A 12,721-nucleotide genomic window follows, 5' to 3' on the forward strand; every position below is an offset into this window, starting at 1 on the left:
TCAGCAGCGGCTCGCGCCACCCGATGGCCGAGCGCTTCCGTGGCTACCTGCCAGTGGTGGTGGACGTCGAAACCGGCGGTTTCAATAGCGCCACCGACGCCCTGCTGGAAATCGCCGCAGTAACCATCGGCATGGATGAGAAGGGTTTCCTGTTCCCCGAACACACCTATTTCTATCGGGTCGAGCCCTTCGAAGGCGCGAACATCGAGCAGGCCGCCCTGGAGTTCACCGGCATCAAGCTGGACCACCCGCTGCGCATGGCGGTGAGTGAGGACAGCGCGCTGACCGACATCTTCCGTGGCGTGCGCAAGGCACTGAAGGCCAATGGCTGCAAGCGGGCGATCCTGGTCGGCCATAACAGCAGCTTCGACCTGGGCTTCCTCAATGCCGCGGTAGCGCGCAACGATATCAAGCGCAACCCCTTCCACCCGTTCTCCAGCTTCGACACCGCCACCCTCGCCGGGCTCGCCTATGGGCAGACTGTGCTGGCCCGGGCTTGCCAGAGTGCGGACATCGACTTCGACGGCAAGGAAGCGCATTCGGCGCGCTACGACACCGAGAAGACCGCCGAGCTGTTCTGCGGCATCGTCAATCGCTGGAAAGAGATGGGCGGCTGGCGCGATTTCAACGACTGAGCTGCAAGCCACAAGCTTCAAGCGACAAGAAAGAGCTGCCTGCATGCGCCGTGCTTTTCACTTGAGGCTTGAAGCTTGAGGCAAAAAAAACCGGCCACCAGGGCCGGTTTTTTTTGCGCTTGGCAAATTACAGCTTGCCAGCATTCTCGCTCAGGTAGGCGGCAACACCTTCCGGCGAAGCGTTCATGCCCTTGTCGCCTTTCTTCCAGTTGGCCGGGCAGACTTCGCCGTGCTCTTCGTGGAATTGCAGGGCGTCGACCAGGCGCAGCAGCTCGTCCATGTTACGACCCAGTGGCAGGTCGTTGACGATCTGCGAACGCACGACACCGTTGGTGTCGATCAGGAAGGCGCCACGGAAAGCCACGCCGCCTTCGGACTCGACGTCGTAGGCCTTGCAGATTTCGTGGGTCATGTCGGCCGCCAGGGTGTACTTGACCTGGCCGATGCCGCCGTTGTTGACCGGGGTGTTACGCCAGGCGTTGTGGGTGAAGTGCGAGTCGATCGACACGCCGATCACTTCCACGTTGCGGGCCTGGAAGTCCGGGATGCGGTGATCCAGGGCGATCAGCTCGGACGGGCAGACGAAGGTGAAGTCCAGCGGGTAGAAGAACACCAGGCCGTACTTGCCTTTGATGGCCGAGGCCAGGTTGAAGCTGTCGACGATTTCGCCGTTGCCCAGCACAGCCGGTACGGTGAAGTCAGGGGCTTTCTTGCCAACGAGTACGCTCATTCGATTTCTCCTGATGAGGGGGTGAAGAAGCTTGCCCGGGTGGAACGCATTCCCCCGGATCCAGCAAAGGTTGACCATCATACACAGCTTTGCGTGACAGGCCGAATCTGTGCCACCGGTCGCTCAAGCATGGCCCTTTCAGAAAGTGCTTTGACAAGCATTCTCATTACCATTACTCTCCAACCCATCGACTCAACCCTGCGATGGTCAGCCTTTATGTATGTGTGTCTTTGTGTCGGTGTCACCGACGGACAGATCCGCGATGCGATCTACGAAGGATGCTGCAGCTACAAGGAAGTTCGAGCCGCGACCAACGTCGCCAGCCAGTGCGGCAAATGCGCCTGCCTGGCCAAGCAGGTGGTGCGTGAAACGCTCACCGAATTGCAACTGAGCCAACAGGCCGTGCTGCCCTACCCCGTGGAATTCAACGCCGCCTGACCTGACAGAATTCAAAGAACCGGACCTCGTGTCCGGTTTTTTTATGCCTTCAATTCAATAACTTAGCGCCCTAACGCGGTTCACAAACATTCTTATTCCTATTAATTTTCACTTATTATTCAATAACTTAGGTTTGACATAGATAGTAGTCGGGCTCAAACTTGATTTCATTGGCTCAACTTCTACAGGGCAGGACCCCATTATGAAAGGCGACGTAAGCGTCATCCAGCATCTCAACAAGATCCTCGGAAACGAGCTGGTCGCGATCAACCAGTACTTCCTGCACGCACGCATGTATGAAGATTGGGGCCTGAACAAGCTGGGCAAGCTCGAGTACAAAGAGTCCATCACCGCGATGAAGGACGCTGACAAGCTGATCAAGCGTATTCTGTTCCTCGAAGGCATCCCCAACGTGCAGGACCTGGGCAAGCTGATGATCGGCGAGCACACCAAGGAGATGCTCGACTGCGACCTGAAGCTTGAGAAAAAAGCCCACGCCGACTTGAAAGCCGCCATCGCCCATTGCGAAACCGCTGGCGACTTCGGTTCCCGTGACTTGCTCGAAGATATCCTCGAGTCCGAGGAAGAGCACATCGACTGGCTGGAGACCCAGCTGGGCCTGATCGACAAGATCACCATCGAGAACTACCTGCAATCGCAGATGGGCGAAGAATAAGCCCTGCCACTGCCGCGGTGGATGGCACCAGGCCTACCGGTATTCGCCGGCAAGCCGGCTCCTACAGACGTTTATTTCAACCGTAGGTGCCAGCCTTGCTGGCGAACCAGGCGACGCGGTGACACTACGCAACAAAAAGCCCCGCAATTGCGGGGCTTTTTGTCATGCGAGGACCGAATCAGGCTTCGGAAGCCTTGGCCTTGGCAGCCGCTTCCTTGATCAGGGTCTGCAGCTCACCCTTTTCGAACATCTCCAGCATGATGTCGCTGCCGCCGACCAGCTCACCGGCCACCCACAGTTGCGGGAAGGTCGGCCAGTTGGCGTACTTGGGCAGGTTGGCGCGGATTTCCGGGTTCTGCAGGATGTCGACATAGGCGAACTTCTCGCCACAACCCATCACAGCCTGCGAAGCACGGGCCGAGAAGCCGCACTGCGGGGCATTCGGCGAGCCTTTCATATAAAGCAGAACGGTGTTGTTGGCGATCTGCTCTTTGATTGTTTCGATGATATCCATGAAGCACCTCGGCTGAACTTTCCGACGTGATCGTCGGCACGGTGGCGCATTGTAACGGAAAGCCGAGCAGCGTGCTCGGCCTTGCCGTACCTCAGGCGGCCTCCACCTGCACCGGTACGCCATTGAGCGCGGCATTGCCAGACACGCCGTCACGCAGACGCTCGTCGGTCAGGTCGTTGGCACTGACCCCAGGCAACACGGCCGCCACCTGCAGACGCGCCCCTTGGCGGGCATGGCCAAAACCATGGGGCAGGCTGACCACCCCTGGCATCATGTCCTCGCTGGCCTGCACCTGTACCTCCAGCACCCCGGTGCGCGAACGAACCCGCACGGTCTGGCCATCGTGCAAGTGACGCTGGCGCAAGTCCTCCGGGTGCATCAGCAACTGGTGGCGCGGCTTGCCTTTGACCAGGCGCTGGAAGTTGTGCATCCAGGAGTTGTTGCTGCGCACATGGCGACGGCCGATCAACAACAGTTGACCTGGCACCGGCGGCCGCTGTCGAGCCAGGCGCTGCAGGTCGTCGAGCAAGACCTGCGGTACGGCCTCGACCGCCTGGCTGGCGGTGCGCAGGCGGCCAGCCAAGTTCGGCTGCAACGGCCCCAGGTCCAGGCCATGGGGATGCTGCTCGAGCGTCTGTAACGAGAGCTGCCAGATCGAACCGTCGCCATGACGGCCCTTGCGCAACGCCTGATCGATCATCTGCGCTGGCGGCAAGGTCGCCTTCAACTCAAGCTGGGCGCGCGCGGCAAACGCCTCGGCCAGCCCCACGAAGATTTCCCAGTCGTGCAGCGCGCCCTCGGGCTTGGTCAGGATCGCCCGGTTGAAACGGGTGACGTTACGCACCGCCAACAGGTTGAAGGTGGAGTCGTAATGGTCGTTCTCCAGGGCCGAGGTCGACGGCAGGATCAGGTCGGCATGGCGCGTGGTCTCGTTGATGTACAAATCGATGCTGAGCATGAAGTCCAGGCCTGCCAGCGCTTCATCCAACTGCCGGCCATTGGGTGTGGACAACACCGGGTTGCCGGCGACCGTGACCAAAGCCCGCACTTGCCCCTCGCCCGGCTCAAGAATTTCCTCAGCCAGGGCCGACACCGGCAGTTCGCCGCCATACTCGGGCAAGCCCGAGACGCGGCTGCGCCACTGGTCGAAGTGCCCGCCCGCGGTACTGGCCACCAGGTCCACCGCAGGCTCCGTACACAGCGCGCCGCCCTCGCGGTCGAGGTTGCCGGTCACCAGGTTGATCAGTTGCACCAGCCAGTGACACAACGTGCCGAAGGCCTGGGTCGACACCCCCATGCGGCCATAGCACACGGCCTTGTCGGCGGCGGCGAAATCCCGGGCCAACTGCCGGATTGCCTCGGCCGGGATACCACAACACGCACTCATGGCATCGGCAGCGAACGGCGCCAGGGCTGTGCGCAGCTGTACCAAGCCGTTGACCGGCAAATGCGATCCACGGGCAAGATCCTCCGCGAACAGGGTATGCAGCAGCCCCGCCAGCAGCGCCGCATCGCCACCTGGGCGGATGAAAAGGTGCTGGTCGGCCATCGCCGCCGTCTCGCTACGGCGCGGGTCCACCACCACCAGGCGCCCGCCCCTGGCCTTCAGCGCCTTGAGCCGCTTCTCCACATCCGGGACCGTCATGATGCTGCCGTTGGAGGCCAATGGATTGCCGCCAAGGATCAGCATGAACTCGGTATGGTCGATGTCCGGGATCGGCAGCAGCAGGCCGTGGCCATACATCAGGTGGCTGGTCAGGTGCTGTGGTAGCTGGTCGACCGAGGTCGCGGAAAAGCGGTTGCGCGTCTTGAGCAGGCCGAGGAAGTAGTTGCTGTGGGTCATCAAGCCGTAGTTGTGCACGCTGGGGTTGCCCTGGTACACCGCCACGGTATTGCGCCCGTGCGCCTGCTGCAGCGCCCACAACCGTTCGGCGGCCAACTTGAATGCCTGCTCCCAACTGATCGGCTGCCAGCCGTCGGCCACTCGCCGATGCGGCCGGCGCAAGCGGTCCGGATCTTCCTGGATGTCCTGCAGGGCCACGGCCTTGGGGCAGATATGGCCACGGCTGAAGGGGTCCTGCGGGTCTCCCTTGATCGAACTGATGCGCGCCCGACCATCGACCTCGTGGCTAACTTCGATGTTCAGGCCGCAGATGGCCTCGCACAGGTGACAGGCTCGGTGATGCAGGGTCTTGGTCATGGCCGCCTCTGCCTTGTTGTTCTGGACGTTCGACTATGCGCCGTGCCATTGCGGCGTGCCAGCGCGCTTCGCCGCGTGAATCGGGCGACATCAGGCCGGCGATTCACGACAGTGGGTTTGCCAAAGCCGCGCCGAGCCGTGTACAACCTCTGTAGCAAATAAAAAACGGCTGCCTGCCAAAGGGTTACGACACCCTTTGCCACAGTGGCAGCGTTTCCCCTCTTGGTTTCAGGCGACATTTAATTATAGTATTGCGCCTTTCCCTATTCCGTCCGCCCCGTGCGGCTTACGCCGCAGGTCACCTCCGTTGTCAACAAAAACCATACGGTCGACCTGCAGAACGTTGCAGATAAGGTAGTCAATCATGAGCGCTAGGCACTTTCTCTCCCTGCTGGATTTCACCACCGACGAATTGCTCGGTGTGATCCGCCGAGGCATCGAGCTGAAGGACCTGCGCAAGCGTGGCGTGCTGTTCGAGCCGCTGAAGAACCGTGTGCTGGGCATGATCTTCGAGAAATCCTCGACCCGTACCCGGGTGTCGTTCGAAGCCGGCATGATCCAGCTCGGCGGCCAAGCCATCTTCCTGTCGCCGCGCGACACCCAGCTGGGCCGTGGCGAACCGATCGCCGACAGTGCGATCGTGCTGTCGAGCATGGTCGACGCGGTGATGATCCGCACCCACGCCCACAGCACGCTCACCGAGTTCGCCGCCCATTCCAAGGTACCGGTGATCAACGGCCTGTCCGATGAATCGCACCCCTGCCAGTTGCTGGCCGACATGCAGACCTTCGTCGAGCACCGCGGCGCGATCCAGGGCAAGACCGTGGCGTGGGTCGGCGATGGCTTCAACATGTGCAACTCGTATATCGAGGCCGCCCTGCAGTTCGATTTCCAGCTGCGCATCGCCTGCCCAGAAGGCTACGACCCTGACCCACGCTTCCTGCAACTGGGCGGCGAGCGCGTGCAGATCGTCCGTGACCCCAGGGAGGCGGTGCGTGGCGCCCACCTGGTGACCACGGATGTCTGGACTTCCATGGGTCAAGAAGAGGAAACTGCACGGCGCCTGGCGCATTTCGCGCCTTACCAGGTCACCCGCGAACTGCTCGACCTGGCGGCACCCGACGCCCTGTTCATGCATTGCTTGCCCGCACACCGCGGTGAGGAAATCAGCCAGGACCTGCTCGACGACCCCCGTTCGGTCGCCTGGGACGAGGCTGAAAACCGCCTGCATGCACAGAAGGCCCTTCTGGAATTCCTTGTAGAACCGGCTTACCACCACGCATGAGTCAATCCCTGCTGCTCAACCTGCGCGACCTCGCCTGTGGCTATGGCGACCAGCGCATCGTCCAGAACCTCAACCTGCACCTGAACGCAGGCGACATCGGTTGCCTGCTGGGCTCTTCGGGCTGCGGCAAGACCACCACCCTGCGCGCCATCGCCGGTTTCGAGCCGGTACACCAGGGCGAGATCCAGCTAGCCGGCGAGGTCATCTCCCGCGCCGGCTTCACCTTGGCCCCGGAGAAGCGCCGGATCGGCATGGTGTTCCAGGACTACGCGCTGTTCCCCCACCTTACCGTGGCGCAGAACATCGCCTTCGGCATCGGCAAGCACCCCAAGCAGGCTGAAGTGGTCGAGGAAATGCTCGCCCTGGTCAAGCTCGGCGGCCTCGGCGGGCGTTACCCGCACGAGCTGTCCGGCGGCCAGCAACAGCGCGTCGCCCTGGCTCGGGCGCTGGCACCGGAACCGCAATTGCTGCTGCTCGACGAGCCCTTCTCCAACCTCGACGTGGAGCTGCGCCGACGCCTGAGCCACGAGGTGCGCGATATTCTCAAGAGCCGTGGCACCAGTGCCATCCTCGTCACCCACGACCAGGAAGAAGCCTTCGCCGTCAGCGACCACGTCGGGGTGTTCAAGGAGGGCCGCCTGGAGCAATGGGACACGCCCTACAACCTCTATCACGAGCCGCAGACGCCGTTCGTCGCCAGTTTCATTGGCCAGGGCTACTTCATCCGTGGCCAGATGAGCAGCCACGAGGCGGTGACCACCGAGCTCGGCGAGCTGCGTGGCAACCGCGCCTATACCATGGCCCCCGGCAGCTCGGTGGACGTGTTGCTGCGTCCCGATGACATCATCCATGCGCCCGACAGCACCTTGCGCGCACAGGTCATCGGCAAGAGTTTTCTCGGTGCCTCGACCCTGTATCGCCTGCAGTTGCCCACCGGCAGCCAGCTCGAAGCGATCTTCCCCAGCCATAACGATCACCCGGTCGGCCAGGAGGTCGGCATTGCCGTGGCGGCCGATCACCTGGTGCTGTTCCCGGTGCCTGGCAGCGTGGCGGCGCAACTGGCGCGCCATGAGAACGGAGTACGCCGGGTCAGCTCGGCGCACTGATCCGTATAACTGCCCGCAAAGCTGGCCCTACCAAACAGGTAGGAGCCAGCCTTGCTGGCGAAGCGCACGACGCCATGCTCTGGATAGATCACAGCATCAGCGTGCCACTGGCCACCCGCCGGGCCACTCCACCGATCTTCACCCGCTCCCCTTCCAGGCGGCAAAACAGCTCCCCGCCCCTGGCCGAGCGCTGGAAGGCATGCAACTCGGACTTGCCCAGACGCGCCGCCCAGTACGGGATCAACGCGCAGTGGGTCGATCCGGTAACCGGATCCTCCGGGATGCCTATGCCGGGCGCGAAATAACGCGACACAAAATCATGCTGCTCGCCCGGGGCGGTGACGATCACCCCTAGCCCCGGCAAATCTGCCAGCGCCGCCATGTTCGGCGCACAGTCACGCACGGCCTGCTCCGCGGCCAGCACGACCATCAGTTCCTTGGTCTGGTACACCTCCTGCACCTCGCAACCCAAGGCTTCGGCCACCGCCAGCGGTTCTGCCAGCGGTTGCGGATCGATACGCGGAAAATCCAGCCATAGATACCCATCTTCACGGGTCACGCTCAGCAATCCCGACTGGCTCTGAAAATCCAGACGTTGGGCCTTTTCGCCATACACCTCGAACAGCACATGAGCGGTGGCCAGCGTGGCATGGCCACACAGCGGCACCTCGGTGCTCGGGGTGAACCAACGGATCCGATAACCCTGCCCTTCAGCCACCACGAACGCGGTTTCGGCGAGGTTGTGCTCGGCGGCGATCTGCTGCATCAACCCGTCGTCGAGCCACTGCTCCAGGTGGTAGACCATGGCCGGATTGCCGGCGAAGGGGCGGTCACTGAATGCGTCGACCTGATGAAAATGCAGCTGCATGCCATGACTCCTGTGTTCGGCGAGAAGGGCCCAGAGCATGGAGTAATGCCCCGGGACCGAACAGTGACAGAGTCGTGGGATTTGAATCAGTACAGATGATCAGCCGCGCCCGATCTCGGCAAATTGCCCATGGGTGTGAACCGCCAGCACCGCTGCCGCCAGTTCCACCTCCAGGCCACGGCGCCCGGCACTCACATGAATGGTTTCATATTGTTGCGCCGATTGATCGATGAAGGTGCGCAGGCGCTTCTTCTGGCCCAGCGGGCTGATGCCACCCACCAGGTAGCCAGTGGCGCGCTGGGCGGCCTGGGGATCGGCCATCTCGCATTTCTTCACCCCCGCCGCATGGGCCAGGGCTTTCAAATCGAGAGTGCCGACCACGGGCACCACCGCCACCAGCAACTCACCTTTTTCGCTGCTGGCGAGCAAGGTCTTGAACACCTGCTGCGGGTCCAGACCAAGCTTTTCCGCGGCCTCCAGGCCATAGGAAGCGCTCTTCGGATCGTGTTCGTAGCTGTGCACGCGATGCTCGGCACGGGCTTTTTTCAACAGGTCCAGGGCGGGGGTCATGGTAGCTCCAGTAGCTCACAGGTCGGCGGCTACTTTAGGGCAAATCCGTCACACCAGCCAGCGCAAGGCCCAGGTTAGAGCAGCGGCCATGGATTCATGCCAAGGCCTGGCAGTCAGAATGTGGCCAGACGTTCATTTTCGACCTTTGACATCAGCGTTTCTTGTCTATATTTTTTCGTTTATGAATAAATGGTGCACTTATAAGGTGCACTTCCTGTACCCGCCTGTCGTCAATGGGGATTGATGCCGGGCATTTTGCTGTCGAGCGCCCTGCGCCTCACAACAACAAGAACCGAGGTCATACATGACGACTGCACTGCGACAACCGACATTGTCCGCCCAATGCCTGGCCGAATTCCTCGGCACCGCCCTACTCATCTTCTTCGGCACTGGCTGTGTCGCCGCGCTCAAGGTCGCCGGCGCCAGCTTCGGCCTGTGGGAGATCAGCATCATCTGGGGGGTCGGGGTGAGCATGGCGATCTACCTCACCGCCGGCGTTTCCGGCGCGCACCTGAACCCGGCGGTGAGCATCGCCCTGGCACTGTTCGCCGGCTTCGACAAGCGCAAACTGCCGTTCTACATGCTGGCCCAGGTCTGTGGCGCGTTCTGCGGCGCCGCGCTGGTGTACTTCCTGTACAGCAACCTGTTCTTCGATTTCGAACAGAGCCATGCCATGGTCCGTGGCAGCCAGGCTAGCCTCGAGCTGGCCTCGACCTTCTCCACCTACCCGCACCCGGCGCTGTCCACCGGCCAGGCCTTCCTGGTAGAGGTGATCATCACCGCCATCCTGATGGCCGTGATCATGGCCCTGACCGACGACAACAACGGTCTGCCACGGGGTGCCACCGCGCCCTTGCTGATCGGCCTGCTGATCGCCGTGATCGGCAGCGCCATGGGCCCACTGACCGGCTTCGCGATGAACCCGGCACGTGACTTCGGCCCAAAGCTGATGACATTCCTTGCTGGCTGGGGTGAAGTGGCCTTCACTGGCGGCCGCGATGTTCCGTATTTCCTGGTGCCGATCTTCGCACCGATTCTCGGCGCCAGCCTGGGTGCGGCCCTGTACCGCGGCCTGATTGCCCGCAACCTGCCGAGCGCGCACGCCGAAACAACCCAGACAGACGATAATCCCCAGGGTAATACCCAGGTTTCCTGATGCCCGCGCCGTGCCCGAGGCCGATCAGCCCGCACCCGCCACGCCCTGACCTACTCCAATTTCTTGCAAGGCCATCGACATGACAGACACCCTGGACAAGAACTACATCATCGCCCTGGACCAAGGCACCACCAGTTCGCGAGCGATCATCTTCGACCGTGACGCCAACGTGGTCGGCACCTCCCAGCGCGAGTTCGCCCAGCACTACCCGCAGGCCGGCTGGGTCGAGCACGACCCGATGGAAATCTTCGCCACCCAGAGCGCCACCATGGTCGAGGCCCTGGCCCAGGCCGGCATCAGCCATGCCCAGGTCGCCGCCATCGGCATCACCAACCAGCGTGAAACCACGGTGGTATGGGACAAGGAAACCGGTCGCCCGGTGTACAACGCCATCGTCTGGCAATGCCGCCGCAGCACCGAGATCTGCGCCCAGCTCAAGCGCGACGGCCACGAGCAGTACATCCGCGAAACCACTGGCCTGGTCACCGACCCGTACTTCTCCGGCACCAAGCTCAAGTGGATCCTCGACAACGTCGAAGGCGCCCGCGAACGCGCCGAACGCGGCGAGCTGCTGTTCGGCACCGTCGATACCTGGCTGATCTGGAAGTTCTCCGGCGGCAAGGTGCATGTCACCGACTACACCAACGCCTCGCGCACGCTGATGTTCAACATCCATACCCTGCAGTGGGACGAAAAACTGCTCGATATCCTCGGCATTCCGCGCCAGATGCTGCCCAAGGTCCGTCCGTCGTCCGAAGTCTATGGCAAGACCAAGAGCGGCATCGATATCGCCGGTATCGCCGGCGACCAGCAATCGGCGCTGTTCGGCCAGATGTGCGTCGAGCCGGGCCAAGCCAAGAACACCTACGGCACCGGTTGCTTCCTGCTGATGAACACTGGCGACAAGGCGGTCAAGTCGTCTCACGGCCTGCTCACCACTATCGCCTGCGGCCCGCGCGGCGAAGTGGCCTATGCCCTGGAAGGCGCGGTATTCAACGGTGGTTCCACCGTGCAGTGGCTGCGCGACGAACTGAAGATCGTCAACGACGCCTACGACACCGAGTACTTCGCCAGCAAGGTCAAGGACAGCAACGGCGTCTACCTGGTACCAGCCTTCACCGGCCTGGGCGCCCCATACTGGGACCCCTATGCCCGCGGCGCGCTGTTCGGCCTGACCCGCGGCGTCAAGGTCGATCACATCATTCGCGCAGCCCTGGAGTCGATTGCCTACCAGACCCGCGACGTGCTCGACGCCATGCAGCAGGACTGCGGCCAGCGCCTGTCGGAACTGCGCGTGGACGGTGGCGCGGTGGCCAACAACTTCCTCATGCAGTTCCAGGCCGACATCCTCGGCACCTGCGTCGAGCGCCCGAAAATGCGCGAAACCACTGCCCTTGGCGCCGCTTACCTGGCCGGCCTGGCCTGCGGTTTCTGGAGCGGCCTGGACGAGCTGCGCGACAAGGCGATCATCGAGCGCGAATTCAGCCCGCAGCTGGATGAAGCCGCCAAAGAGAAGCTGTACAAGGGCTGGCGCAAGGCCGTGGACCGCACCCGCGACTGGGAAGACCACGACGCCTGAGGCTTGAGGTATACCGCGGCAAGCCCGCTCCTACCTGATCGATGGTGGCAGCGGGCTTGCGGCGACGGCCCTTCAGGCAATTACCAGGCTGGTCCTACACCCCGAGCTACGGCATCATTGCAGAATTTGTCCGGCTGCCCCAAAGGACCGCCCATGAATCTGCCTCCACGCCAACAACAAATTCTCGAGCTGGTCCGCGAACGTGGCTATGTCAGCATCGAGGAGATGGCGCAGCTGTTCGTCGTCACCCCGCAGACCATCCGCCGCGATATCAACCAGCTCGCCGAAGTCAACCTGCTACGCCGCTACCACGGTGGCGCAGCCTATGACTCGAGCATCGAGAACACCGCCTACGCCATGCGTGCCGACCAGATGCGCGATGAAAAGCAGCGCATCGCCGAAGCCGTGGCCCAACAAATCCCCGATCACGCCTCGCTGTTCATCAACATCGGCACCACCACCGAGTCCATCGCCCGAGCCCTGCTCAACCATAGCCACTTGAAGGTCATCACCAACAACCTGCACGTAGCCGCGATTCTCGCCGCCAAGGATGATTTCGAGGTGCTGGTGGCGGGTGGCACGGTGCGCCGCGATGGCGGCGTGGTCGGCCAGGCCAGCGTCGATTTCATCAACCAGTTCAAGGTCGATTTCGCCGTGGTCGGGATCAGCGGCATCGATGAAGACGGCAGCCTGCTGGATTTCGACTACCAGGAAGTGCGCGTGTCGCAGGCGATCATCACCAATGCCCGCCAGGTCATTCTCGCCGCGGACTCCAGCAAGTTCGGCCGCAACGCCATGGTACGCCTGGGCTCGATCAACCTGGTCGATTGCCTGGTGACCGACCAGGCACCATCTGCGGCCCTCAGCCAGTTGCTCAATCAGCACAAGATCCGCCTCGACGTGGTTTGAGCGCCTCTACCGCGTTGAGACCGAGCGCCGCCCACGCGACGCTCGAGGCCTCCAC

Annotated in this window: 13 protein-coding genes; 8 read left to right on the forward strand and 5 right to left on the reverse strand. The window is 62.4% G+C overall.

The annotated features are described in order from the left end of the window. Positions 1 to 23: 23 nt before the first annotated feature. Positions 24 to 635, forward strand: coding sequence for a ribonuclease T (gene rnt, locus ACODS5_RS05550; protein WP_372239547.1), 612 nt, complete (start codon positions 24 to 26; stop codon positions 633 to 635). 127 nt (positions 636 to 762) lie between these two features. Here rnt and ACODS5_RS05555 read toward each other — a convergent pair whose 3' ends face one another. Beyond that, a complete protein-coding gene (locus ACODS5_RS05555) occupies positions 763 to 1,365 on the reverse strand; it encodes a peroxiredoxin (RefSeq protein ID WP_009684560.1) in 603 nt (200 codons plus the stop codon). A gap of 216 nt (positions 1,366 to 1,581) precedes the next feature. Here ACODS5_RS05555 and ACODS5_RS05560 point away from each other — a divergent pair, with 216 nt between their 5' ends. Both ACODS5_RS05560 and bfr read left to right on the forward strand, forming a co-directional pair. After that, positions 1,582 to 1,803: a bacterioferritin-associated ferredoxin gene (locus ACODS5_RS05560; protein ID WP_011532520.1), complete on the forward strand. Its 222-nt coding sequence runs from the start codon at positions 1,582 to 1,584 to the stop codon at positions 1,801 to 1,803. Between the two features lie 202 nt (positions 1,804 to 2,005). Next, positions 2,006 to 2,479 (forward strand): bacterioferritin, encoded by a 474-nt coding sequence (gene bfr, locus ACODS5_RS05565; RefSeq protein ID WP_134693660.1) that lies wholly within the window; start codon positions 2,006 to 2,008, stop codon positions 2,477 to 2,479. A gap of 178 nt (positions 2,480 to 2,657) precedes the next feature. On the opposite strand, the gene grxD is transcribed toward bfr, so the two are convergent. Both grxD and ACODS5_RS05575 read right to left on the reverse strand, forming a co-directional pair. Beyond that, entirely contained in the window at positions 2,658 to 2,993 is a 336-nt protein-coding gene (grxD, locus tag ACODS5_RS05570) for a Grx4 family monothiol glutaredoxin (RefSeq protein ID WP_027918973.1), read from the reverse strand. A gap of 91 nt (positions 2,994 to 3,084) precedes the next feature. Beyond that, positions 3,085 to 5,193, reverse strand: coding sequence for a molybdopterin oxidoreductase family protein (locus ACODS5_RS05575; protein ID WP_489108163.1), 2,109 nt, complete (start codon positions 5,191 to 5,193; stop codon positions 3,085 to 3,087). A 364-nt stretch (positions 5,194 to 5,557) separates the two neighbouring features. On the opposite strand from ACODS5_RS05575, the gene argF reads away from it, so the two are divergent. Further along, positions 5,558 to 6,478: an ornithine carbamoyltransferase gene (gene argF / locus ACODS5_RS05580; protein ID WP_134693662.1), complete on the forward strand. Its 921-nt coding sequence runs from the start codon at positions 5,558 to 5,560 to the stop codon at positions 6,476 to 6,478. Continuing rightward, positions 6,475 to 7,584, forward strand: coding sequence for an ABC transporter ATP-binding protein (locus ACODS5_RS05585; RefSeq protein WP_134693663.1), 1,110 nt, complete (start codon positions 6,475 to 6,477; stop codon positions 7,582 to 7,584). The genes argF and ACODS5_RS05585 overlap by 4 nt, the downstream gene beginning before the upstream one ends. An 88-nt stretch (positions 7,585 to 7,672) precedes the next feature. On the opposite strand, the gene ACODS5_RS05590 is transcribed toward ACODS5_RS05585, so the two are convergent. Both ACODS5_RS05590 and ybaK read right to left on the reverse strand, forming a co-directional pair. Next, positions 7,673 to 8,452 (reverse strand): PhzF family phenazine biosynthesis protein, encoded by a 780-nt coding sequence (locus ACODS5_RS05590; protein ID WP_134693664.1) that lies wholly within the window; start codon positions 8,450 to 8,452, stop codon positions 7,673 to 7,675. A 99-nt stretch (positions 8,453 to 8,551) separates the two neighbouring features. Beyond that, complete coding sequence (gene ybaK, locus ACODS5_RS05595) at positions 8,552 to 9,022, reverse strand: Cys-tRNA(Pro) deacylase (protein WP_134693665.1); 471 nt, start codon at positions 9,020 to 9,022, stop codon at positions 8,552 to 8,554. Between the two features lie 304 nt (positions 9,023 to 9,326). Here ybaK and ACODS5_RS05600 point away from each other — a divergent pair, with 304 nt between their 5' ends. From ACODS5_RS05600 to glpR, 3 genes are all read left to right on the forward strand, one after another. After that, entirely contained in the window at positions 9,327 to 10,178 is an 852-nt protein-coding gene (locus ACODS5_RS05600) for an MIP/aquaporin family protein (RefSeq protein WP_489108164.1), read from the forward strand. Between the two features lie 79 nt (positions 10,179 to 10,257). Further along, the gene (gene glpK / locus ACODS5_RS05605; RefSeq protein WP_134693667.1) at positions 10,258 to 11,757 is read left to right on the forward strand and encodes a glycerol kinase GlpK; all 1,500 of its coding nucleotides are present in this window, start codon (positions 10,258 to 10,260) and stop codon (positions 11,755 to 11,757) included. Positions 11,758 to 11,910: 153 nt separating this feature from the next. Then, on the forward strand, positions 11,911 to 12,666 hold the full coding sequence (gene glpR / locus ACODS5_RS05610; protein WP_489108165.1) for a DNA-binding transcriptional repressor GlpR: 756 nt from the start codon (positions 11,911 to 11,913) through the stop codon (positions 12,664 to 12,666). Positions 12,667 to 12,721 lie beyond the last annotated feature (55 nt).

The sequence above is a fragment of the Pseudomonas sp. FG47 genome, assembly GCF_057809115.1.